Origin of the sequence: Chitinophaga vietnamensis (assembly GCF_902167635.1) — a bacterium.
Lineage (GTDB): Bacteria > Bacteroidota > Bacteroidia > Chitinophagales > Chitinophagaceae > Chitinophaga > Chitinophaga vietnamensis.
The window spans coordinates 18,965-43,434 of the sequence record NZ_CABHMS010000001.1; the positions used below are offsets into that span (position 1 = coordinate 18,965).

General features: G+C 47.5%; 25 protein-coding genes. 18 read left to right on the top strand and 7 right to left on the bottom strand.

Annotated elements, in window-relative coordinates:
- Window positions 1-157: 157 nt before the first annotated feature.
- Window positions 158-1,996: an ABC transporter ATP-binding protein gene (locus FPG75_RS00065; RefSeq protein WP_143304457.1), complete on the bottom strand. Its 1,839-nt coding sequence runs from the start codon at window positions 1,994-1,996 to the stop codon at window positions 158-160.
- A gap of 123 nt (window positions 1,997-2,119) precedes the next feature.
- Between FPG75_RS00065 and rbfA the strand changes: the two genes are divergently transcribed.
- Window positions 2,120-2,512 (top strand): 30S ribosome-binding factor RbfA, encoded by a 393-nt coding sequence (rbfA, locus tag FPG75_RS00070; protein ID WP_143304458.1) that lies wholly within the window; start codon window positions 2,120-2,122, stop codon window positions 2,510-2,512.
- Window positions 2,513-2,551: 39 nt separating this feature from the next.
- Window positions 2,552-3,775 (top strand): FtsX-like permease family protein, encoded by a 1,224-nt coding sequence (locus FPG75_RS00075; protein ID WP_143304459.1) that lies wholly within the window; start codon window positions 2,552-2,554, stop codon window positions 3,773-3,775.
- Window positions 3,776-3,847: 72 nt separating this feature from the next.
- Here the strand turns inward: FPG75_RS00075 and FPG75_RS00080 are convergent, their stop codons facing one another.
- A complete protein-coding gene (locus FPG75_RS00080) occupies window positions 3,848-4,684 on the bottom strand; it encodes a transketolase (RefSeq protein WP_143304460.1) in 837 nt (278 codons plus the stop codon).
- Between the two features lie 376 nt (window positions 4,685-5,060).
- On the opposite strand from FPG75_RS00080, the gene FPG75_RS00085 reads away from it, so the two are divergent.
- Together FPG75_RS00085 and frr are read left to right on the top strand one after the other, a co-directional pair.
- Window positions 5,061-5,978 (top strand): MraY family glycosyltransferase, encoded by a 918-nt coding sequence (locus FPG75_RS00085; RefSeq protein ID WP_236652680.1) that lies wholly within the window; start codon window positions 5,061-5,063, stop codon window positions 5,976-5,978.
- A 115-nt stretch (window positions 5,979-6,093) separates the two neighbouring features.
- Complete coding sequence (gene frr, locus FPG75_RS00090) at window positions 6,094-6,657, top strand: ribosome recycling factor (RefSeq protein WP_143304462.1); 564 nt, start codon at window positions 6,094-6,096, stop codon at window positions 6,655-6,657.
- 54 nt (window positions 6,658-6,711) lie between these two features.
- Here frr and FPG75_RS00095 read toward each other — a convergent pair whose 3' ends face one another.
- Window positions 6,712-7,587: a DMT family transporter gene (locus FPG75_RS00095; RefSeq protein ID WP_143304463.1), complete on the bottom strand. Its 876-nt coding sequence runs from the start codon at window positions 7,585-7,587 to the stop codon at window positions 6,712-6,714.
- Between the two features lie 131 nt (window positions 7,588-7,718).
- Between FPG75_RS00095 and FPG75_RS00100 the strand changes: the two genes are divergently transcribed.
- The 12 genes from FPG75_RS00100 (at window position 7,719) to FPG75_RS00155 (ending at window position 16,892) form a co-directional block, all read left to right on the top strand.
- Window positions 7,719-8,465 (top strand): PPK2 family polyphosphate kinase, encoded by a 747-nt coding sequence (locus FPG75_RS00100; RefSeq protein WP_143304464.1) that lies wholly within the window; start codon window positions 7,719-7,721, stop codon window positions 8,463-8,465.
- A gap of 78 nt (window positions 8,466-8,543) precedes the next feature.
- The gene (gene mscL / locus FPG75_RS00105; RefSeq protein ID WP_143304465.1) at window positions 8,544-8,966 is read left to right on the top strand and encodes a large conductance mechanosensitive channel protein MscL; all 423 of its coding nucleotides are present in this window, start codon (window positions 8,544-8,546) and stop codon (window positions 8,964-8,966) included.
- Between the two features lie 86 nt (window positions 8,967-9,052).
- The gene (locus FPG75_RS00110) at window positions 9,053-9,994 is read left to right on the top strand and encodes a DUF3078 domain-containing protein (protein WP_143304466.1); all 942 of its coding nucleotides are present in this window, start codon (window positions 9,053-9,055) and stop codon (window positions 9,992-9,994) included.
- 91 nt (window positions 9,995-10,085) lie between these two features.
- Window positions 10,086-10,877, top strand: coding sequence for a segregation and condensation protein A (locus tag FPG75_RS00115; RefSeq protein WP_143304467.1), 792 nt, complete (start codon window positions 10,086-10,088; stop codon window positions 10,875-10,877).
- Window positions 10,870-11,775, top strand: coding sequence for a helix-turn-helix domain-containing protein (locus FPG75_RS00120; protein WP_143304468.1), 906 nt, complete (start codon window positions 10,870-10,872; stop codon window positions 11,773-11,775). The genes FPG75_RS00115 and FPG75_RS00120 overlap by 8 nt, the downstream gene beginning before the upstream one ends.
- 99 nt (window positions 11,776-11,874) lie before the next feature.
- Entirely contained in the window at window positions 11,875-12,747 is an 873-nt protein-coding gene (locus FPG75_RS00125) for a pirin family protein (RefSeq protein ID WP_143304469.1), read from the top strand.
- A 35-nt stretch (window positions 12,748-12,782) separates the two neighbouring features.
- Complete coding sequence (locus tag FPG75_RS00130) at window positions 12,783-13,310, top strand: YceI family protein (protein ID WP_143304470.1); 528 nt, start codon at window positions 12,783-12,785, stop codon at window positions 13,308-13,310.
- 58 nt (window positions 13,311-13,368) lie between these two features.
- A complete protein-coding gene (locus FPG75_RS00135; RefSeq protein WP_143304471.1) occupies window positions 13,369-14,001 on the top strand; it encodes an NAD(P)H-dependent oxidoreductase in 633 nt (210 codons plus the stop codon).
- A gap of 249 nt (window positions 14,002-14,250) precedes the next feature.
- Window positions 14,251-14,661, top strand: coding sequence for an OsmC family protein (locus FPG75_RS00140; RefSeq protein WP_143304472.1), 411 nt, complete (start codon window positions 14,251-14,253; stop codon window positions 14,659-14,661).
- A gap of 187 nt (window positions 14,662-14,848) precedes the next feature.
- The gene (locus tag FPG75_RS00145; RefSeq protein ID WP_143304473.1) at window positions 14,849-15,559 is read left to right on the top strand and encodes a pirin family protein; all 711 of its coding nucleotides are present in this window, start codon (window positions 14,849-14,851) and stop codon (window positions 15,557-15,559) included.
- 99 nt (window positions 15,560-15,658) lie between these two features.
- The gene (locus FPG75_RS00150; RefSeq protein ID WP_143304474.1) at window positions 15,659-16,390 is read left to right on the top strand and encodes an HAD-IIB family hydrolase; all 732 of its coding nucleotides are present in this window, start codon (window positions 15,659-15,661) and stop codon (window positions 16,388-16,390) included.
- A gap of 118 nt (window positions 16,391-16,508) precedes the next feature.
- The gene (locus FPG75_RS00155; protein ID WP_143304475.1) at window positions 16,509-16,892 is read left to right on the top strand and encodes a hypothetical protein; all 384 of its coding nucleotides are present in this window, start codon (window positions 16,509-16,511) and stop codon (window positions 16,890-16,892) included.
- Here FPG75_RS00155 and FPG75_RS00160 read toward each other — a convergent pair.
- The 3 genes from FPG75_RS00160 to dxs form a co-directional block, all read right to left on the bottom strand.
- Window positions 16,889-18,058 (bottom strand): PAS domain-containing protein, encoded by a 1,170-nt coding sequence (locus FPG75_RS00160; protein ID WP_143304476.1) that lies wholly within the window; start codon window positions 18,056-18,058, stop codon window positions 16,889-16,891. The genes FPG75_RS00155 and FPG75_RS00160 overlap by 4 nt on opposite strands.
- 95 nt (window positions 18,059-18,153) lie before the next feature.
- Entirely contained in the window at window positions 18,154-19,200 is a 1,047-nt protein-coding gene (locus tag FPG75_RS00165; RefSeq protein WP_143304477.1) for a ferredoxin--NADP reductase, read from the bottom strand.
- A 78-nt stretch (window positions 19,201-19,278) separates the two neighbouring features.
- Complete coding sequence (dxs, locus tag FPG75_RS00170) at window positions 19,279-21,204, bottom strand: 1-deoxy-D-xylulose-5-phosphate synthase (RefSeq protein ID WP_143304478.1); 1,926 nt, start codon at window positions 21,202-21,204, stop codon at window positions 19,279-19,281.
- Window positions 21,205-21,603: 399 nt separating this feature from the next.
- On the opposite strand from dxs, the gene FPG75_RS00175 reads away from it, so the two are divergent.
- Complete coding sequence (locus FPG75_RS00175; protein ID WP_236654185.1) at window positions 21,604-22,512, top strand: sensor histidine kinase; 909 nt, start codon at window positions 21,604-21,606, stop codon at window positions 22,510-22,512.
- A gap of 102 nt (window positions 22,513-22,614) precedes the next feature.
- A complete protein-coding gene (locus tag FPG75_RS00180; protein WP_143304480.1) occupies window positions 22,615-23,343 on the top strand; it encodes a LytR/AlgR family response regulator transcription factor in 729 nt (242 codons plus the stop codon).
- Window positions 23,344-23,450: 107 nt separating this feature from the next.
- Here FPG75_RS00180 and FPG75_RS00185 read toward each other — a convergent pair whose 3' ends face one another.
- Complete coding sequence (locus FPG75_RS00185; RefSeq protein WP_143304481.1) at window positions 23,451-24,206, bottom strand: phosphoglycerol geranylgeranyltransferase; 756 nt, start codon at window positions 24,204-24,206, stop codon at window positions 23,451-23,453.
- Window positions 24,207-24,470 lie beyond the last annotated feature (264 nt).

Here is a 24,470-nt window from a genome sequence, read left to right on the forward strand (position 1 = left end):
TAAAGGTTAAGAAATAGCGCTGCGAAGAGCTGGGTTGGCATTATCACGGGCCGCATATCACAAAAAAGATACCAACAAAGCCGGTGCCAGCATTGCAAAAGAAACGCCACGGCGGGGACCGTGGCGTTTTCGTATATCCGATAATGTTAGGACTCCTTTATTTGAATTCCTGCATCTCTACCAGTTTTTTGTAGATGCCGTTTTGTGCGAGCAATGTATCGTGGGTGCCGCGTTCGCGGATCTCGCCCTGGTCCATTACGATGATTTCGGTGGCGTGCTGGATAGTGCTCAAGCGGTGCGCAATTACAATGGTGGTGCGGTTTTGCATGAGTTTATCCAATGCAGATTGTACCAGTTTTTCAGATTCGGTATCGAGTGCTGAAGTAGCTTCATCGAGGATCATGATGGGAGGATTTTTGAATACCGCCCTTGCGATGGTGAGGCGTTGACGCTGGCCACCACTGAGTTTCATGCCATTGTCGCCGATGGCGGTGTCGTATCCCTCATCCAGTTGTTCAATAAATTCATGCGCATTGGCGATCTTTGCCGCGCGGATCACATCTTCTTTATTCGCATCGGGATGGCCGAAGGCGATGTTGTTGAACACGGTATCATTGAAGAGGATCGCCTGCTGGGATACCACGCCTACGAGGCCGCGCAGATCATCGAGTTTGAAGTTGGAGATATCGGTACCGTCTATACGAACCGTGCCTGCCGTTACATCATAGAAACGCGGGAGAAGATCTGCCATCGTGGATTTGCCGGCGCCGCTGCGGCCTACCAGCGCAATCACTTGTCCTTTCTTGATCGTAAGGTCAATATCTTTCAGGACATATTGCTGGTCGTATTTGAACGATACATGATCGTATTTGATCTCACTGTTGAAAGTGTTGACTGGCTGAGCTTCCGGCTTGTCTGCGATGGTGATGGGCGCATCGAGAATAGCAAAGATGCGTTCACTGGATACCAATCCTTTTTGTAGCGTAGTAACCGCAGTAGAGATATTTTTTGCAGGCTGTAATATCTGTGAATAGAAAACGAGATAGGTCATAAACACAGAGCTGGTCAGCATTTTATCGCCACTGAGCACCAGGCTGCCGCCGTACATCACCAGTATAACGATCACTACTACGCCCAATATCTCAGATATGGGAGAGGCCAGTTCGCGCTGGTTGTAGATGGATTTGCTTACCTTGATGAACTGCCTGTTGATGCCGGCAAATTTTTTCTGCATGAACTGTCTTGCGCTGAACGACTGTATGATCCTTACGCCGCTGATGCTTTCTTCAGAGATGTTCAGCGTTTTGGCCAACAGCTCCTGGCTAAAGAAACCTTTCTGTTTTAATTTTTTGGAGATGTAAGAGATCAGCAATCCGGATATCGGGAAGAAGACGATCGTGAAGAGCGTGAGCTTGGCCGACAGATAGAACAGCGCGGCAAAGTAGGCGATGATGATAAACGGATCTCTCAGCAACACCTGGATCGCATTCACCACGGAGGATTCTATCTCCTGTACATCGCTCGCAAAAGTGGTGAGGATATCTCCTTTCTTGCGGTCGTGATAAAAAGATAGTGATTGATTGGTGAGTTTAGTGTAGAGGCTATTACGTATCCTTTCCAGCAATACCATCCTCAAACGAACGATCACGCGGGCGCTCATGTAGCGGCCAATATTGGCGATAGAGGTGCAGATCACGATGATCACACAAACAAACATCAGTGGTTTGAGTTTGTTATCGCTGCCAGTGATATAGCCGTTGAAGTAATATTTGAAGAGATCAACAAAATAGTGAACAGAGAAAGAAAAAGTGGGATGTTTGACCACTGCTACCGCCTCATGTGTATCTACCTGCTTGAAAAGAACATCCAGCAGGGGGATCAGCATGGAAAAATTGACCAGCCCGAACACGATGCCAATAAGAGTATAGATCACATATTCCGGGATATAATGATGTAAGGGAGTTGCGTATCTCAATAACCGCTTGAAAGTATTCATTCCTTTTGCTTTAACGCTTGTTTTTTAGAACAGGCAAAAATAACCCATTTACCGGGATTCTTGCCGGGAAATGGTTAATTTCGCAGCAGAGGGCCGTTTTATTAACGATTTAAACAGATTGATATGCAGGAAACTAAAAGGCAAAAGCAAATAGCACAACTGATACAGGAGGAGCTGAGTGATATCTTCCAGCGGATGGGTTTTAATGTGATTGAAGGAGGAATGATCTCTATTGCAGCTGTGAAAATGACGCCGGACCTGCTGGAGGCCAAGGTTTACCTGAGTATGTTCCAGATACAGCAGCCCGATGAGATGCTGGAACGTATCAAGGAAAAAATGGGCGAAATCAAGAAAGCGCTAGGAAACCGCATGGGTAAGCAATTGCGCCGTATCCCCGAACTGAGCTTCTTCCTGGATGATACACTGGATTACGTGTTCAAGATGGAAGAGCTGTTCAAAAAGATCAAGGAAGAAGATACCCACATCAAGGGAAACGATAACAAAGACACAAAATAATAGCAGCCACGCCAGCGGCGTGGCTGATGGTGCTATCATATGATCTGGCAATTTGCGTCCCGCTACTTCAGGGCAAAAAAATCTACCAATGCGATCAATATCATTGCCTGGGTAAGTGTGGTGGCTATTGCAGTAGGAGCCGGGGCGCTGATCGTCATATTGAGCGTATTCAATGGCTTCGAAGGACTGGTAAAGTCCTTGTATTCCTCATTCTATCCTGCTATTAAGGTAGTACCTGCAAATGGAAAAACCATCCTCCTCACACCGGAACAGCTGAAGAAGATCGGGCAAACGCCCGGCGTGGCCGACTTTTCCGCAGTGGTGGAAGAGAAAGCCGTGCTGCGTTATGGCGACGAGCCCACGATCGCCATCCTGAAAGGAGTTGACAGCCACTATACCAAAGTAACGGATGTCAAGAGCAAGGTGGTACGCGGCCGTTTCGACACGGGCGATGAAACGGCTTACCGCGCTGTATTAGGCCTGGAGCTGGAAGGCGCGCTGGGCGTGGATGTAGAACACAGCCTGGCGCCGGTGACCGTATATGTGCCCCGCCGGAGCGCCAATTCATTCACCATTCCGGAAGATGCCCTGAACAACGGGGTGCTCTATCCTGCCGGCACTTTCGCCATCCAGCAGGAGTTCAACAGCAAGTATGTTATCACCCATATTGATTTCCTCCGCAAGTTGCTGGAACTGGGGCCGGATGAGATGTCGGCCCTGGAGGTAGCGACACGGCCAGGCATAAACGAAAATCAGTTACGCGACCAGCTGCAAGGCTTGCTGGGAAAGGGTTACAAGGTACAGACGCGGTATGAACAAAATCAGTCGCTCTATGCGATCATGGTAACGGAGAAGTGGGCCACTTACGTATTACTGAGCTTCATCTTGATCATTGCAGCCTTTAACATGATAGGTTCATTGTATATGCTGGTGATAGAGAAACGGAAAGATATTACGATCCTGAAAGCCATGGGGGCGCGTAATTCACTGATCATGCGGATCTTCCTGGCAGAAGGGCTGATCATTGCAGGAATAGGCACCGTATTGGGCCTTGGGTTGGGAACCATTTTTTGCGTGCTGCAGGATCGTTTCGGGATCATCAAGCTGGAAGGCGCTTCCTTCCTGGTAGATGCCTACCCGGTGCGTATCCATGTAGGAGATTATCTGTTGGTACTGGCCACTATCCTGGTGATAGGCATAGGGGCAAGCTGGTACCCGGCCCGGAGGGCTGCCCGTGAGGAGATCGCATTAAAAGCTACCTGATAATATTTACTACCTGATAATAAAAAAGCCCCCTTGCAAGTGCAAGGGGGCTTTTTTATTGGAATGCGTTTATTAATAATCGCCCAGTGTTTCCGGCAATTGTGCCAGTGCTTTGGCGAGTTGTTCATCGTTAGGTGCGATACCATGCCATTCGTGGTGACCTTCCATGAAGTCAACGCCTTCGCCCATTACGGTTTTCATCATGATGGCGATAGGTTTGCCCTGGCCGGTGAGGCTTTTGGCCTTTTCGAGGGTGGCTACCACTTCGTCCATATCATTGCCGTTCATATGGAGCACATGCCAGCCGAATACTTCGAATTTGGCGCCGATATCACCCAGTCCTGCTACATCGGCGGTGGTACCGTCGATCTGCTGACCGTTCCAGTCTACCGTGATGATCAGGTTATCTACTTTATGGTGTGGTGCGAACATGGCGGCTTCCCATACCTGGCCTTCTTCCAGTTCACCGTCCCCATGGAGGGAGAATACGAGGTGTTTATCGTTATTGAGTTTTTTGGTGAGGGCGGCGCCGATGGCAACGCTCATGCCCTGACCGAGCGACCCGGAGGCTACACGAATACCTGGCAGGTGCTCGTGGGTAGTGGGGTGGCCTTGCAGGCGGGAATTGATCTTACGGAAAGTGGCCAGTTCAGTGAGGGGGAAATAGCCCGAACGCGCCAGCACACTGTAAAACACAGGTGAGATATGACCGTTGGATAAGAAAAACAGGTCCTGGTTACGGCCATCCATATCAAAAGGCTGCGGCTTATGGTCCATTATCTTGAAATAAAGGGCGGTCATGAAATCAGCGCAACCTAAAGAGCCGCCTGGGTGGCCGCTCTGAACGTCATGTACCATCCGTACAATATCTCTTCTTACCTGGGTAGCAATATCTTTGAGCTGTGGCATGATAGTTGTAATTTTTAGAGCCGCAAAACTAATAGAAAATCATAGAATTTGCAGGTGTTTGAATGTTTTTTGCGGTCGTAAAATATTAAATTTTTAACGATTTTATACACATTTCATTGAAATTAATATCTTTGCAAAACAAGCCCCCCCAATGGAGAATGTATTAATTGCAACCGTCCTAAGTTTTGTTGTCACCTATTTTTCTATTCCAATACTCATTAAAGTAGCGGAATTAAAGAGTTTATACGACGAACCGGACGAAAGGAAAGCGCATAAACAGCGCATACCAACGCTCGGTGGGATCGGATTCTTTTCCGGTTTCATCATTGCTGCCGCGATATGTGTTCCAGCACTACAAAATTCACCGTTCCAGTACATGATGGCTGCGTTCTTTATCATCTTCATGGTAGGCATGAAGGATGACATCGTAGGGCTGTCCCCGTTAAAGAAGTTGATTGGTCAGCTGATGGCGTCGTTCGCTATCATCTACCTGGGCAATCTCCAGATCACTAACATGTATGGATTTCTTGGTATCACCTCACTGCCGCCAAGCATTAGCCTGATGCTGACCTACTTTACCTTTGTAGTAGTGATCAACGCCTTCAACCTTATAGACGGTGTGGATGGACAGGCAGGCAGTATAGGTTTGCTCGTGAGCGCTATACTGGGCGCTTACTTCCTGCACGTAGGCGAAATCACTTATGCTGTAATTGGATTCGCATTGGCAGGCGGTCTCGCCAGTTTCCTGATCTATAACATCTCTCCCGCCCGCATCTTCATGGGCGATACCGGATCGCTGCTGATCGGACTGGTTAATGCCGTGCTTGTGCTGAAGTTTATTGAAGTGGCCGGCAATCCTGCTGGTAAAATGCCGATCAACGCTACACCTGCCGTGGCTATCGCCATCCTGATCGTTCCGCTGTTTGATACGCTCCGTGTATTTGCAGTACGTATGATGAAAGGTCGCTCGCCGTTTTCTGCTGACAGAAATCACATTCACCACTACCTGCTGGATCTGAAACTGAACCATAAACAAACTACCCTGGTATCCGTAAGCGTGAATGCGCTCTATATTGTTGCTGCATTCTTCCTTCAAAGCCTTGGCACTACCTGGCTGGTAACTGCCATCGTAGGTTCGGCTGTTGTATTCACCAGTATGTTGTACGTAGCACGCAAACGTAAGCTGGCAGTGAAACAACCGGTGATAAAGACCACCATCGTACCGCCGGTAGCCGCCGCCACGCAGCCGAAGATACTGCACGTTACAACAGAAGGAGCGCTGCAAGACAAATAAAAATTCTTCCAACATAATTCAAAGGGTAGCAATCTGTTGCTACCCTTTTTTAATAACCAATATTGGTTCATTAAAAGAAAACCTGTAGGTTTGCAGGCACTTAACTATTTATGTTATGCAAGATGATCTAACGCTAATCATGGATGATGCAGCAGACTCGATGAAAAAAGCTATCGGGCACCTGGAAACAGAACTGACCAAAGTCAGGGCTGGTAAAGCAAATCCGCAGATACTGGACGGTATCCATGTGGATTATTACGGAGCCCCCACTCCCCTGAACCAGGTAGCTAATGTGAGTGTTGCTGACGCCCGCACCCTGACTATACAACCCTGGGAAAAAAATATGCTGCAACCCATCGAAAGGGCAATTATCGCGGCCAACATCGGTATCAATCCACAGAACGACGGTATCATCATCCGTCTCTTCTTACCCCCGCTGACAGAAGAAAGAAGAAGGGAATTTGTAAAGAGAGTGAATGGTGAAGGAGAACAGGCAAAAGTAGCTGTCCGCAATATCCGCCGCGATGCGATCGAGGCGATCAAGAAGTTGCAGAAAGAAGGTTTGAGTGAAGATACCGCCAAGGATGCTGAAGCAGAAGTGCAGCAGATGACCGACAAACACATTGTACTGGTCGACAAACATTGCGAAGCCAAGGAGAAAGAAATCATGGCGATCTGATATTCGTCTGAAGATAAAAATACCCGCTCTGTGCAACAGAGCGGGTATTTTATTTTATACTTTTCTAGCGCTGTTCACCAGATATACTCCGAACAAAATAATACCCATACACAATATTTGTATCCAGGTGATCGGTTCATGTGCCAGCAAACCCCAGCCTATCGCCACTACCGGTAACGCATAAGTGACCATCGACGCGAACATGGCGCCGGCCTTACGTATCAGCAGATAGAATAATACGGCAGCGATACCGGTGCCCATTACCCCCAGCACCAGCCCGGCTGCCAGGGAACGCCAGGGCGCCTGCGGCGTGGCAAATTGCGGAAAGAAATCAGTGAACCATAATATCGGAAAGGTGAACAATGCGCAGAAGAACATCGCGATGGAGCCCAGTTGCAGGGAGCCAAAGCCTTTCAGGTAGTGATGTACCAGGCTGATGTTAATGCCATAGGAAATAGTAGCCAGTATTACCAGCAAACCGTAGTACCAGTAAGCATTTGAGCCGATACCCCTGGATGTAAACAGGAATATTACTCCCAACAAACCCACACAAACACCGAGCAGTTGTCCTTTCTGGATCGGGCTTTTGAAGATGAGCAGTCCCGAAAGCAGCGCCATCAAAGGTGTGAGCGAATTGAGTATACCCGCCAGTGAGCTATCGATCTTTGTTTCTGCGAGGCAGAAGAGAAATGCCGGAATACCATTGCCCAGGAGGCCGGACAGGATGATCATGGGCAATTTGTTACGCGGCGTTTGCCGGATATATTTCGGGAAAAACGGCAGCAGTGCGATGCCTGCTGCAACCAGTCTCAAACTTGCTACCTGGTAGGGAGTGAAGGCTTCCAGGCCGATCTTCATCAGGATGAATGAGCTTCCCCAAGTGAGCGACAATAACAGAAAAACTCCCCAGTGGGCAAAACGTTGATTCAAAGTGGCATTTTTTACAAGGCACAAAGGTCAGCATATGCTGCGAATCCTGCAAATTCTGCAAAAGAATAATTCAGTAATACTCAACACAAATGGCCTGTTTTTGTTAAATTTAATTTATAGAATGCATATACATGGGTAAAATCAAATTGTCAGACATCCGCACCACCGCTCCGAAAAAACTCGACAAAGAAAAGATCAAGGCTGAAACCAGGGAGATCCTGCAAGAGCTGGACGAGCTTCAAAACCTGCTCTACGCCGAGCATAAGCACAGCATACTCCTGGTTGTACAGGGCATGGACGCCAGCGGTAAAGATGGCGTGATCAAAAATGTTACCGGCACCCTCAATCCGCAGGGAGTGACGGTTCACTCATTCAAGACGCCTACCAAAGAAGAAACGGATCACGATTTCTTATGGCGTGTTCACCAACAGGCGCCGGGCAAAGGTATGATCCAGGTGTTCAACCGTTCTCATTATGAGGATATCCTCATCCAGCGGGTACATAAGTGGATCGATGAAAAAACGGCCTTCAAGCGCATGGATGCTATCAACGATTTTGAGAAGCTGCTGGCCGTGCATAACAGCACACAGATATTGAAGTTTTACCTGCATGTATCGCGGGAAGCCCAGCAACAGCGCCTGGTAGAGCGTACAGAGGATCCGCGGAAGATGTGGAAGTATAACGAAAATGACCTCGCAGAGGCGAAGCTCTGGGATAAGTATATGGACGCCTACGAAGATGCCTTCAACAACTGCAACTACATTCCCTGGATCATTGTACCAGCAGATCATAACTGGTATAAGGAATACATTGTTGCACTAACGTTGAGGGATACACTGAAATCCCTGAAGATGAAATACCCACGGCTCAAGAAATAATCAATTAATAATGAAGCTGTTCGGCGATTAAACACTAATTTCGCACGTAATATTTTAACCAAATAAAACCTTGCATTTATGTCGTTCATTAAGGAATTCAAAGAATTTGCCATGAAGGGCAATGTAATGGATCTTGCTGTGGGTGTGATTATAGGGGGAGCGTTCGGGAAGATTGTTACATCCCTGGTTGATAATGTGATTATGCCCTTGGTCGGAATTTTTACCGGCGGCATGAACTTCTCTGACAAATTTGTTTTGCTGAATGACAGCAAAGGAACTGCTTTCGCAAGCCTGGCAGAAGCCAAGGCGAAAGGCGCGCCAGTATTGGCTTATGGCGCCTTTATCCAAAGCGTGATCGATTTTCTCATCATCGCTTTCTGTATCTTCCTCCTGGTTAAATTCATGAACAAGCTGTCCAGGAAACCGGAAGCTGCCCCAGCAGAGCCTTCTGCCCAGGAAAAATTGCTGATGGAAATCCGCGACGCGATCAAAGCCAAGTAATTACTGCTTACCATACTGCCTGCCTGTTTCTTTGCTCTAAAGAAACAGGCGGGATGTTTTTTATTTAATCCTAAAAAAGTTCATTGATGAAAAAGTTTACTTTATCCATTGCCTGCTGCCTGCTGTTCGTGATGATGGCGCATGCGCAAAACAACTGGATGAAGACCTCCCGCGACGATGCTGCCAAAAAATTTAAGACGGATGCCTCGGATACCATTCCCAAGTTGTGGAAGAAAGGGCTTAACCTGAATATTAACATCAACCAGGGATCCTTGAGCAACTGGGCTGCAGGTGGCGACAACTTCTCCTTCTCGCTGGGGGCCACTGTATTGGCATGGGCCAATTATAAAAAAGGCCGTCGCTCCTGGGATAACATAGCCGATCTTGCCTACGGCTATATCAACACCACCAGCCTGGGAGGCCGCAAAAGCGACGACCGCATTGACCTCACGTCTAAATATGGCTACGATATCGGCAGGCATTGGTATGTAAGCGGCCTGGTGAACCTGCGTACGCAGTTTACTGATGGTTACTTGTATCCCGCTGATACCACGCCACAATTCTCCTCTACCTTCTTTTCTCCGGCATATGTATTGGTATCGCCGGGTTTTGACTATAAACCGGATGATCATTTCTCCCTGTTTATGTCGCCCATTACTGCCCGTTTTGTAGTGGTGATGAATGAAATACTCTCCAAACAGGGCGCCTATGGCGTAGATACTGGCAAGCACGTGAAGTATGAGATGGGCGCTTATCTATCTGCCAATTATATCCGTCCGTTCGCCAAGAGCTTCCTCTATAAAGGCCGGCTGGACCTCTTCTCCGACTACTTACATAACCCGCAGAACATCAATGTATATTTCACCAATGCCCTGGAAATGAAGGTGAATAAATATATCTCTGCGGTACTCTCTGTGGATATGATCTATGATGATAATGTGAAAGTGTTTGAGAACAAGGACGGGGTGAAAGGGCCGCGACTACAGATCAAACAGGTCATAGGCGTGGGTTTTGCCGCCAAGTTCTGATTCAGCGGAATTTTGTTATTTTTGATATTACGCAGCGCAACAAGGCGGGCTACCCTCCTTGCTGCACTGCGTAAAAAATAAATATACATCCGTGAGCGAGCAATCCACATATAAAATCGTTTTACCGCAGTTTGAAGGACCCTTCGACCTGCTGCTGTTCTTCATCGAACGCGATGAGCTGGACATTTACAATATCCCCATCAACAAGCTCACACAGGATTTTCTTGACTACATACATCATATAGAATCGCTGAATATAGAGCTGGCCAGCGAGTTCATTCTCTTTGTGTCCACCCTGATGCGTATCAAAGCGAAAATGTTATTGCCGCGCAAAGAGCTGGATGAACAAGGCAATGAGATAGACCCCCGCCTGGAGCTGATAGACAAAATACTCGAATACAAGCGCTATAAACAGGCCGCTGCAGAACTCGCCGAAATGGAAGCCGATCGCATGCTCGCCATCAAACGCGGGAACATCGCAAAAGAGATGGCCGAAATCGGCGAAGCGACCAGCGAAGGCACCGAAGTGCAGACCCTCACCCTCTTCAAGCTGGCAAAAACCTTTGAAAAGGTGATCCAGCGCATGAAAGAGCGTGATAACAAACCACAACACGTGGTGTACAAATACGATTACACCATGGAAGGCTCCAGGATGTACATGGAGGAACTGGCGAGAGCCGAACGTACCCTGGCCTTCGAAAAAATATTCGATCACTGTAAAGACCGGGTACACGCCATCTTCCTCTTCCTCAGTATGCTGGAACTGGTACAGATGAAGCATCTCGGTATCATGGTGGGAGATGGAAGAAATAATTTTATCATTGAATATATTGATCCTTCCGACAGGGAGGAAGAACCCGCAGGCGTATTGATAGATGGCTGAGAAACGTGAAAATATAGAGATACTTTCTTTACCGGAATACAATCATTCCGACCCTTCGTTTATTGTATCAGGTTTGTGCGAACTGGGCAACAGTTTCTTTGACCAGATCGGCGTGCCGCACCGGCACGACTTCTACACGATCTACTGGATCAAGAGGGGGAATATGAAACATACGATCGATACCGTTACGTATGAAGTAAAGAAGAACACCCTCTTTTTTCTGGCCCCCGGCCAGGTGCACAAGATCACTGCCAGTGAGAAGATTGAAGGCTATATGATTGCCTTTCAGGATGCTTTCATGTGTTTGAAAGACCAAACACAATTATCAGGCGTAAACTCCGGACTTTTCTTCAACAATCAGTTCAGCAGCGTTATTACGCTGGACGCAGAAGAAGAGAAAGATATTGAATCGATCATCCGCTTGATGATGAAAGAGATCACGCTGCGGGAGCCGGATTATGAAACCGCTCTGCACGGGCTGCTGCGCTATTTCCTGGTGCTGGCATCACGCATCAAAGGCCAGAACGTACTGGTAGCGCCGGAACAACATGCGCTTCATAACAGTTCTGTTTTCCTGAAATTCAAAAGCCTCATAGAAGATAAATACCGCGATCTCAAAAACGTTTCGGATTACGCAAACCTTCTTCATATTAAACCAGTGCTGCTCAATGAGATCAGCAAGCAGTTGTCGGGCATTACTGCTGGAGAGCATATCCGCAACCGCGTGATCCTGGAAGCACAGCGTTATCTCCATAATACTGATCTTACCGCCAAGGAGATCGCCTACAAGCTGGGTTTTGAAGATCCTCACTACTTCAGCCGCTTTTTCAAGAAATACACGAACCAAAGTCCTTCCGAGTTTAAGGAAGCCGCCCGTGTAGTAAGCCCGCAGCCCTGATTTCCAGCCTTTTTAAAAAAAGTCCATCACTAGAAGAGTTTTATCCATTTTTGACCGGTGTTATAACATGTAAATTTGTGTTGTCTTTAGGAGGATAACATGAAAACAATCAAACATGTCAATCAGATTATAAAAGCGCCGGTTTCCCACATGGTGGGCGACGGCTTCAAAGTACAGAGCGTGTTGCCTGGCGGCACCCGCTCTCATAACAACAGGATCAGTCCTTTCATTTTGATGGACTACGGCGCTCCTGCTTATTTTCCGCCCACTAACAGGCCTCGTGGCGTAGAACAGCACCCGCACAAAGGTTTTGAAACAGTGACTATTGTATACCAGGGCGAGTTGGAACACCGCGACTCTACCGGCAGCCATGGTAAACTGGCGCCCGGCGACGTGCAGTGGATGACAGCCGCAGCAGGCATCGTGCATGAAGAAAAACACGAAACCGAGTTTAGCAAACGTGGTGGAAAGGTAGAAATGGCGCAGCTCTGGGTGAACCTGCCCAAAGCGTTCAAAAATGAAAAGCCTGGCTACCAGGATATCAAGAAAGCAGATATCCCTGTGGTGAACCTCAACGGTGAAAGCTATTTGAGGGTAATCGCCGGAGAATATAATGGTATCAAAGGCGCGGCTCGTACTTTCTCACCTGTGCATGTATATGACGTACATCTGAAGAAAGACAGCCAGGTAAACCTTACATTGCCCGCTTCCTTTAACACCGCTGTAGTAATGATGCACGGAAAGGCGGATGTAAACGGACAAACCGCCAGCGCAGTAGAAACAGTATTGTTTGACCAGGATGGCACTGATATTAATATCACTGCCCTGGAAGACGCTACCTTGCTGGTATTGAGCGGAGAGCCTATCAATGAGCCCATCTTCGCATACGGTCCTTTTGTGATGAATACAGAAGAAGAGATCATTGAGGCTATCAACGACTACAATGCCGGTAAAATGGGTTTCCTGAATTAATCAATCTTTAAACCTCTAAATAAAAAAATACAATTATGACAACCTGGAAAATTGATCCTTCACACAGTGATGTACAGTTCAAAATAAAGCACCTGATGATCACTACCGTTACTGGCCAATTCGGCAAATTTGATGCAACTATGCAAACCAACGGTGAAGATTTCGCTTCTGCGAATATCTCTTTTGAAGCAGACATCAACAGCATCACTACTCAGAACGCACAACGTGACCAGCACCTGCTGGCTGCCGATTTCTTTGAAGCAGACAAATATCCCAAGCTCACATTCGTTTCCAAAGAAGTGAAAAAAGTAGATGATGAAAATTATAAACTCATTGGCGACCTCACCATCCGCGATAACACACGCCCTGTAGAACTGGCTGTAGAATTTGGCGGTGAAGTAGTGGACCCATGGGGCCAAACCAAAGCTGGCTTTGAGTTGAGTGGTAAGATCAACCGTAAAGATTTCGGTCTTACTTTCCACGCCACCACTGAAACCGGCGGCATCCTGCTGAGCGACGATGTAAGACTGCTCGCCAGCGTTCAAATGATAAAACAACAATAATCATATCCCATAACAGTTTGCACGGTCCGTGCAAACTGTTATCAAACTAAATAATTGAATGATGGATATTTTAGAGCGTTTGGAATGGCGTTATGCTACCAAAAAATTCAACCCAAGCAAGAAACTGAGCAAAGAACAATTAGACCGTTTGATAGCAGCTACAAGATTGTCTGCTTCTTCATACGGATTACAGCCCTATAAAATTCTGGTGATAGAAAATCCTGCTATCCGCGAACAGCTGAGGGCTGCGTCTGCGGACAAGCCGCAGATCACTGATGCATCGCACCTGGTAGTATTTGCAAGGTATGCAAATCTCAACGAATCTCACGTTGACGAATATACGAATAATATTGCCGCTACACGTAACCTCAACCCTGAAGATCTCGCCGGTTTTGCAGGTGTGATGAAAGGTACGATAAACAGCCTGGACGCGGCAGCAGCCGCCACCTGGACGGGCAAGCAGGCCTACATTGCGCTGGGCACATTGCTCACCGTTGCTGCTGCAGAAGGCATTGATGCCTGCCCGATGGAAGGCTTCAACAGCGCTCAATACGACGAAATTTTAGGACTCAAAGATAAAGGCCTTGCTGCTACTGTCATTGCTGCGGTTGGTTTTAGAGCGGATGATGATGCGATGCAACATGCCAAAAAAGTTCGCAAGCCACTGGAACAGCTGGTAGAAATGATTTAAGGATCAATCGACAGGGATTGTTATGGCCGTGCAGTTTCCGCTGCGCGGCTTTTTATTTACGAATTTATTGATTTACGGATTTATTGATTTAATCATTTGTTTATTTGATCATTTGGATATTTGGTTTCAGAGGAATAGCTTCTTGAAGCTAAAATCAATAAATCCGTAAATCAATAAATTCGTAAATATTTTTGTAATTTGGCTGCCTGCTCTGCATTTTTTCACCGCAAAAAATAAAACATTTCAACTATGAAAAGATTTGCATCTGCCAATTGGAAAGGCACGGGTAAAGAAGGTAAAGGTACGCTGAGCTCACAAGCTGGTGCGTTGAATAACACGCCTTATTCTTTCAGCAGCCGCTTCGAAGAAGGCGCTGGCACTAACCCGGAAGAACTGGTAGCCGCTGCTCACGCTGGTTGCTATACGATGAAGCTGAGCTTCAATATCACCGCTGCCGGTCTTACCCCTGGTAATATCGATACCAAATGCACCATCACTTTCGAAAACGGCGCTATCACTGAAAGCCACCTCGAAGTAAGGGCTTCTGTTCCCGGCCTCGACGCTGCCAAATTTGAAGAGCTGGCTAAAGACGCAGAAGCAAACTGCCCCATCTCCAAATTACTCAATACCAAAATTACGCTGGACGCAGCACTGGTATAAAAAATTAAGAATTACGAATTAAGAATTACGGCCTGCCAGATAGATCTATCTGGCAGGCCGTAATTCTTGATTCGTAATTCTTAATTCTTAATTCGTAATTTTTTATCCATGCTTTTCATCATCTCGTCCATTCCCCGCGCCCCGCTTTATGCCGACCTTTGTATGGTAAAAAACAAAGGAGACTGTTATGAAAAAGATCATCCACAGAGCGAAAGACAGAGGATATGCAGATCACGGCTGGCTGAAGTCATGGCACACGTTCAGCTTCGCCAATTATTATAACCCCGACCAGATACATTTCGGCGCATTGCGTGTATTAAACGACGACTTTATCAAAGGCGGCATGGGCTTCGGCTCGCATCCGCACGATAATATGGAGATTGTAACGATCATGCTGGATGGAGCCATGGAACATCGCGACAATACCGGCCGCCAGAAAGTGATTGGCCCGAATGATGTACAGATCATGAGCGCCGGCACCGGCATTGTACACTCTGAATTCAATGCCTCTAAAACAGCAGATGCCAACCTGTTGCAGATATGGGTATTTCCTAAACTCAGGAATGTGAAACCACGCTACGATCAACAGACATTTGATCCGGCAACACGCGAAAACGCTTTACAGGTAGTAGTTTCGCCGGAACAGGCAACAGGCAAATTGTGGCTCAACCAGGATGCATGGTTCTCACTCGGCAAATTCGATACAGGAAAAAATATTACACTCACACCCAAAACGCCGGGTACAGGCAGCTATCTTTTTTTGATCAGTGGTGAAGTGAAAGTAGATGATGAGATATTGCAAACCCGCGATGCTATTGGCTTATCCGATTATGATAACGTTAACGTGGAAGTACTGAAAGCGGCAGAGTTCCTGATTATAGACGTTCCGATGATTTAGTGATTTTTGAATTTAAGGATTTTCGGATTTGAAGGACACCTTAGATGTGCTTTAAATTCGAAAATCCTTAAATTCGAAAATTCGAAAATCAAATGCCCCATGTTACTAGCTACAGACCTCGACGGTACGCTGCTTGGCGGTACCGATACAGACAAGGAAATATTGTACAACCTGCTACGAGATCATCCTGATATACAATTGGTGTTTGTAACGGGAAGGGGTATACGAAGTGTGATCCGCCTACTGGAAGATGTTATCTTGCCACGCCCTGAATATATTATCTGCGATGTGGGCGCCACCGTTACGCACCTGCCTACTATGATGGCTGTAGAACCGTTGCAGTCGGGCATTGCAGCTAAATGGCCCGGCGAACATGTGCGTGAACAACTGAAAGGAGTAAAGGGATTATTACACCAGGAAGCACATCAGCAATACCGTTGCTCTTATTATTATGACGACAGTACCGATATTGAAAGCGCCCGCAAAATGGCGGCACAACTGCAATGCGATCTCCTGCTTTCTGCCGGTAAATATCTTGATATCCTGCCACAGGGCGTGAACAAAGGGTACACGTTGCAACAATTGCTGCAAATGCTGGCATTACCTCATGAACGCATACTGGTAGCCGGCGATAGTATGAATGATTTTTCTATGTATGAACTGGGCTTCAAAGGCGTAGTGGTAGGCGGCGCAGAACCTTCACTGTTGGCCCTTACCGCCAATATGCCCCATGTATTGCAGGCACAGCGCACCGGCGCAGGCGGCATACTGGAAGCCATGAAATATTTCCCGGAATTTAACTATCTCGTGGAAAATGTATCGCTCGGATAATGCAATAAAGTATGTAACTTAGATCAAGGTCTTTTTGATAACAAAATGGATATTGAACAGTGGTCTGGTAATGATGAACAGCTGGTTTCTCATCATTTAATCGATAAATCAATACACCATGGAAATTACAACACAGCCTTCAGATCTGCACCAGCAGATAAACTCCTGGAAAGAAGAAGTGAACGAGGTAAGAGAAGAAGTAAAACTGATGCGCGACAGACTAGAGCAGATCGCGCTCAGCAAAGCTCCCCGGGAGGTAATGACATTGGTAGAACGCTTTGAAAACCGCTTCCTCCGCCAACGCGAAGTGGCAGATGAAATGTTCCACGACATCAAACAGTGCGCAAAGAAAATATCGGATGCTCCATCGCAGGTAATCCATGACGACCGCCCGGTTGACGATTACCAAACCATGCAGGAACGCATGGAAACATTCCAGAAATTATATGTTGAATTAAAAGACGATTTCAACCACTTTATTACACATCAAGGCAATAGCTAGCGTATCTCCCTCGCTTTGTATTCAATTTTGTGAATGACCTCATCCAGTTGCTGAGTGGATTGATATAACCAGTCCAGTAACTGAAGATTAAGGCCAAGATCCGCATTGGTTCTGTCGAACAGCTCTGTAATACTGAGGATGGAAGCAACAGGCCGCCGTATTTCATGTGAATTGATCCATGCAATCTCTTTCAATGCCTGGTTCTGCTCTTCAAGTTGCCGCGTTTGTTCTATACGCTTGTCAATATCCTGCATCATACCAATCATGCGCACCGGCACTTTGTGCTCGTTGTCGTACATAATGTAGGCACGGTCTACCACATACTTGTATTGACCCGTGGCGCACTGGAAGCGATATTCTTCCGACCAGTGTTTACTGCCGCTACGGATGGCCTCTTCCATAGAGTGCAATACACGTTTTTTGTCGGACGGATGTATATTGGCTTTCCACCATTGTAACATATCCGTGTTCTCATGGCCGTTGTACTGGAAAAGGCTTTGTAGTCCATGATTCCAGGCAACGGTGTCGGTGATGAGGTTGCGGTCGTACACGGCATCATTGGTAGCTTGCGACAGCAATTCATACCGCTCGCCCAGTTCAGTAGCTTCGCGGGCGGCGCGCACCTGTGCATCTACATCTTTAGCCATAATGAAACGTCCTTCCCTGCCCTGATACATCACGGAATGCGCATATAGTTCTACAAAGAAATTGGTACCGTCTTTCTTGCGATGCCGCCACAGACCACGATATTCCACGCCATTGCAGCGTTCGCGGATATTATCCATCAGGAAATTATATTCCGTTTCTTCCCTGATATCAAACAAGGTCATATGTTTGAACTCCTGGCGACTGTAACCATATTTCTCAACAGCGGCATTATTCACAGAAAGGAAATGAAGCGTTTCCTTGTCATAGATCCACATCGGAATGGGATGATCATCGAACAAACGTTTGTATTGCAGGGATGTGTAGGAACGACGTATAAGCGCCACCGTTAGTAGCGCAATAGCCGTGAGGATCAGGCCTTCGTTGACAATAAAAAGATGCCGGAACTGTGAAAGCGCTGGATAGGTGCCCGAATAACTGTTGATGGCAAAAAGGCTGTTGATCCAAAGCGCGGCAAGTAACAAACACAGACTAGCAACTTTCAGCGGAGTGCGTCGCATTTACCGGATTTTCAGCAGAATTTAGGAAAAATAATTACAATCGAAAAATAATCTCAGACGATTATGATTGACAATATAATTTGCATTATGACATATCATAATTCAATATGCACCTCATCACTGGCCGCATAGCCCACACAGGTCAGTATCAGCCCTTCTGCCAGCTCTTTTTCGGTCAACACTTCATTTACCGACATCCATATTTTACCTTTCGTGCACAGTGCAGTACAGGAGCCGCAAACGCCGCCTTTACAGCTGTAAGGCAAGCCTACGGCATGCTCCAGCGCAAACTGAAGGATAGGCTCATTACCGGGGATATCCAGCTCATAAGTCTGATTGCGCAATTGTATGGTCACTTTCTTCAAACTGCTATCCTGCGGCAAGGGCGTTCTGGCGATGCGCACGTCCGTATTCACCACAAAATTCTCTTTATGCAGCTGATCCTCGCGGAAGCCCATGAATGTTAGCGTGAGCAGGATCATGCGCATATAATCCGGCGGGCCGCAGAGAAAAAATTCAGCAGCGCTTTTATCATACAGCAGCCTGTCGGATACCAACATTTCCAGCAGGATATTACTCAGGCGGCGGTAGGTATGATGTGTGTCAGGATCATTACTGTAAAGATATAATACCTGTAACTGGCTGCTGTAGCGGGTTTCCAGCGCCCGGATCTCGTTCAGGAAAATGCTGCGCTCCGGTGTGGTATTGCTGTAGATCAGTGTGATGCGTGCGCTGGGCTCTGCATGCAGCAAATGTTTAAGGATGGCATACACCGGCGTGATACCGCTGCCAGCCGCCAGCAGGAAAATATCGCGGGGCGTTGAAACCGGCTTCCCTGGCGTGAAGCGGCCCGAAGGCTCTAAAGAAGTTACCACATCTCCCACCTTCCAGTTCTGCAGGATGTGCCTGGATATTTCGCCATTTTCTTTTTTGCGCACCGTTACTGACAAGTACGGGTCGATACCCGGCGTAGAACTGAGCGAGTAAGAGCGGCGATATTCTTTGTTATGTAGAGAGATGATGAATGTGAGGAATTGCCCGGGCAGATAGCTAACCGGCGCTGGTTGCGTGTTTTCGAGGCGATACGTGTAGGTATCTGCTGTTTCCCTGATGATATCGGTGATCCTTAACTGAAGAAACATAAGTTATAGCGGCCCTAAGCGAAAAGCCCTTGAAACGCTTTAAGCGCTTCAAGGGCCGATCTTCACGTAGTCCCGTAATTATATAGTTACAGTAATTTTTTCTTTCATCATTTCCCGTACTGTTTTCGCGATGCCGGCAGCGTCGTAGCCGCATTCGCGGTAGAGCTCTTCCGGTTTGCCATGCTCGATGGTTCTGTCGGGGATACCGAGCATACGCACTTCTGCGGTGTAGTGATGGGCCGCCATGAACTCGAGGATGGCGCTTCCAAAGCCGCCAACAACGGCGCCGTCTTCTACCGTCAATACTTTATCATATTGCTGGAACACTTCATGGAGAAGGTTTTCATCCAGTGGTTTTACGAAGCGCATATCATAGTGCCCTGGTTGCAGGCCGTCGGCAGTCAGTTCTTTGATCGCGTCAGTAACGAAGTTACCGGGGTGACCGAGGGAGAGAATGGCAATATCTTTACCATCGCGGAGTTTGCGGCCCGTGCCGGGTTTGATGGCTTTGAACGGTGTGCGCCATTCCGGCATTACGCCCTGGCCTCTCGGGTAGCGGATCACGAAGGGCAACTTGTTATCAGGCAGCTGTGCGGTGTACATGAGGTTGCGCATCTCTTCTTCGTTCATCGGTGCGCTGATGATCACGTTGGGGATACCACGCATATACGCGATATCGTAGGCGCCGTGATGTGTAGGGCCATCCTCGCCTACCAGGCCGGCTCTGTCAAGACAGAAGACTACCGGCAGTTTCTGGATAAGCACATCATGCACCGCCTGGTCAAAGGCACGCTGGAAGAAGGAAGAATAGATGGTGCAGAACACGCGCATGCCTTGTGTAGCCATACCGGCGGAAAGGGTTACGGCGTGTTGTTCGCAGATGCCCACGTCAAATGCGCGGTCCGGCATTTTCTCCATCATGAATTTGAGAGAAGAGCCGGAAGGCATCGCTGGTGTGATGCCAATGATCTTATCATTTTGTTCTGCCAGCTCGATGAGCGTATGACCGAAAACATCCTGGTATTTTGGCGGCTGTGGCCTGTCGGCGGTCTTTTTGAAGATCTCGCCGGTGATCTTGTCGAACAGGCCTGGCGCGTGCCAGGTGGTTTGGTCCTTTTCTGCGAGGGCATAGCCTTTACCTTTGGTGGTAACGATATGCAGCAGTTTCGGGCCGGGAATATCTTTCAGGTCCTGTAAGGTGTCTGTCAGCTTGATGATGTTGTGGCCATCGATGGGGCCGAAGTAACGGAGTTGAAGTGATTCGAACAGGTTACTGGATTTAGACACTACGCCTTTGAGGCTGGCTTCCAGTTTGGAGGCCATATCGCGGGTGAAGTTCTTGCCTACCGGCAGTTTGCCGAGCAGGTTCCACACATCGTCGCGCAATTTGTTATAGGTTGGCGATGTGGTAATGTCTGTCAGGTATTCTTTAAGCGCGCCCACGTTAGGATCGATGGACATGCAGTTGTCGTTCAGGATGATGAGCACGTTGGCATTGGCTACGCCGGCGTGGTTGAGGGCTTCGAAGGCCATACCGGCCGTCATGGCGCCGTCGCCGATCACCGCGATATGCTGGCGATCAAACTCTCCTTTGTAGTGGGAGGCCATGGCCATGCCCAGTGCGGCGGAGATAGAGGTAGACGAGTGTCCTACGCCGAAGGTGTCGTATTCACTTTCTTCTCTTTTGGGAAAGCCGCTGAGCCCCTTGTATTTCCTGTTGGTAGGAAAGGCCTCGCGCCTGCCGGTGAGGATCTTGTGGCCATAGGCCTGATGGCCTACGTCCCATACCAGCTGATCATAAGGGGTATTGAATACATAGTGCAGTGCCACTGTGAGTTCCACTACGCCCAGGCTGGCAGCAAAGTGGCCGCCATGCACGCTCACAACGTCAATAATGTACTGACGTAACTCTTCACACACCTGGTGAAGCTGTTCTTTGCTTAGCTTTCGCAGATCAGCAGGATACTCGATTTGGCTCAACAGTTGACCGGCCGTTATGTTCATAATATGGCTCAGGGTTTATTGTAAGGAACAAAAATACGTAAAAATCTGTCTTTAACCGGAGAATGGATAATTAATGGGTCCTCATCGATCCGTGGTCCTTATGGTTATCGTCCTGTCAGGTAAATTTACTGAATATCCTTCTTATTTACATCATTCTTCCCATATAACAATCGCCAGTCAGCCGCCATATGCGCCATTTATAACAATTAGGTTCCATCCGGGACACTCATACGGTATTTTTGGTATATAGGGGAAGTTTACTAATTTGATTTGATGTTTAAACAAATATCCAAATATTGGGGGTGTCAGATACTGGGGTGGTCAGCATATTTTGTGATAAATACCTTCTTTGCTTTTACATTTAGTAACAAGGCTCCGGGGGCATTCCACTATATCAGCATGGCCATGTTCATTGCTTTCGGGCTGGTGTCTACCCACATATTCCGCAACCTGGTTAACCGGTTCAATTGGGTATACTACAGTTTCGAAAAGCAGGTATTGCTGTTTTTCGGGCTGATACTGAGCAGCGGCGCCGTTCTCTATGCCGGCTACTATTTTGCGCTCACCACCATATTCCTGGATTTCCGGCGTTTTATGGCGCCACCGATGTTGGGGCTCATCTCTTCTGTCGTGATCACCGCCATCTGGTGGCTGATCTATTTCATATGGCATTATATTGAGCGTAACCGTAGTTCACAGGTAGACCGCCTGAAGCTGGAAACCACTGTGAAGGAGCTGGAACTCAAGACCATCAAGGCACAGCTGAACCCGCATTTTATCTTCAATGCGCTCAACAGTATCCGTGCGCTGGTAGATGAGAATCCGCAACGCGCCCGTACCGCTATCACTGAGTTGTCTAACATCCTCAGAAGCTCGATGGCGGCGGAGAAGGTGGAAACGGTGAGCCTGGAAAACGAGTTGAATATTGTAAAGGACTACCTTGCACTGGAACATATCCGCTTCGAAGAACGTTTGATAGTAAAGTATGAGATCGATCCGGATACCCTGGAATTGCAGGTGCCGCCTATGATGCTGCAAACGCTCGTGGAAAACGCCATCAAACATGGTATTTCGCGGGTGGTGAATGGCGGCACGGTATATATTGCATCGAGGTTGAATGGTACGCAGCATGAGATCACGATTGAAAACACAGGTCAGATCACAGGCAACCATCTCAATGGCCATGGTTTTGGATTGCAGAGTACGCGGCAACGACTGAGTCTCTTGTTTGGTAACAGGGCCTCTTTTGAGATATGGAATAAAGATGAGCATACGGTAGAGGCCAGGGTGCTGATGCCGTTGTTATGATTTTCACTTGTTAAAACGGAAACCGCTGTGGTCTGAAACAGGCCATGGCACTATTTTTTATTAAACAAATAAATTAATCATCAACCAAACTTCATATTGCCAATGAAAAAAGCATTGATAATAGATGATGAACGTCTGGCCAGAAGTGAATTAAAAAAATTGCTGGCAGATCACCCGGAAATAGTGGTGGTAGGAGAAGCCGTGAACGCGAAGGATGGTATAGAAAAGATCGAAACGCTGCATCCCGATTTGCTGTTTCTTGACATCCAGATGCCGGACAAGACCGGCTTTGATTTGCTGGCGGAACTGGAAAAGACGCCACAGGTCATCTTTACCACAGCATACGACGAGTATGCGCTGAAGGCGTTCGAATACAATGCGCTGGATTATCTTTTGAAGCCTGTAGAGCCGAAACGGCTGGCAGATGCGATCCACAAGCTGCACCAGCAGGACGAGAAAGACCGTTTGGCGGCTGCCGGCGGTATCCGCGCACTCCTGTCTGAAAATGACCAGGTGTTTGTGAAAGATGGCGACCGCTGCTGGTTTGTAAAGCTGCAGGAGATCCGCCTCTTCGAGAGTGTGGGTAACTATGCGCGCGTGTATTTCGAGGCCAACAAGCCGCTGATCCTGAAATCGCTCAATGCGCTCGAAGAGCGCCTGGACGAGCGGGTTTTCTTCCGCGCCAACCGCAAGCACATCGTGAATCTGCGGATGATCGAAAAGATAGACACCTATTTCAATGGTGGATTATTACTGGAGATGCGCGGAGGTGAGAAGATAGAGGTAAGCCGCCGTCAGGCCGTGAAATTTAAAGAGATGATGAGTCTCTGATCATTCCCTTCAGTGTATTTGTTGCCAGTATTGCTAAAAGAAATCAGGGCCGGCGATCTGCCGGCCCGTCTTTATTTAAGGTATTCAATCTCGTATATACGTAACCGTTAGGCGGTCACCGGTGCGGAGTGTACGGCGTCTGCCAGCTCTTTGATGAGCGACAGATCATTTTCGATGGCGTTGCCCACTACGATGATATCAGCGCCGGCCTTGCAATTGAGGTAGGCTTTTTCCGCGTCGCGGATGCCTCCCCCCACAATGATAGGCACTTCCACCTGGCTGGCTACCTTGCTGATCATGGCTTCTGTGATGGGGATACGGGCGCCGCTGCCGGCATCCATATAAATCACTTTCATGCCCAGCATCTCTCCTGCCATGGCTGTGCACATCGCAATATCCGCTTTATCAGACGGAATGGGCGTAGCATTGCTGATATAAGAAACAGTGGTAGGCGCGCCGCCGTCAATCACCATATAACCAGTGGAAATCACTTCCAGCCCGCTCTTCTTTACCGCTGCTGCGGAAACAACGTGCTGGCCGATCAGCAATTCAGGATTCCTGCCGGAAATCATGGAAAGATATAACAGGGCATCAGCGTAACGCGATACCTGGGAAGGGCTTCCAGGGAAGAGGATCACCGGAATATCACAGCTGGCCTTCAGCTGCTGTACACATTCATCCAGGTGATCAGTAATAACAAGGCTACCGCCAAGGAATATGTAATCCACTTTGGCGGCAGTACATTTTGCAGCTAGTTCTATGATGCCGGCAGGGGTTACCTTATCGGGATCAATCAAAACCGCGAATGCCTTTTCCTTCCTAGCCTTTCTTTCGATGAACGAAGTGTATATTTTATTGTACATCAATAGCGCATTGTTCCGGTTGTCGCAAAAGTATAATATTTTTGTTAATAACCTACATTGCTATGTAAATATGCATACAATTCATTTTTTATTCATGAGGGGTATGATACTTATCCTATTATATGTAAGTTTATGAAGTGCTTCTCCTACGACAAATTTTAAGCCGAATTTTTTACCATTTTTCAATTTATCTTATAACAACTCCCAGGTAAAACTGTTTGTGCAATTATCCACAAACTGTGCATAATAAATGCAGTTATCTCC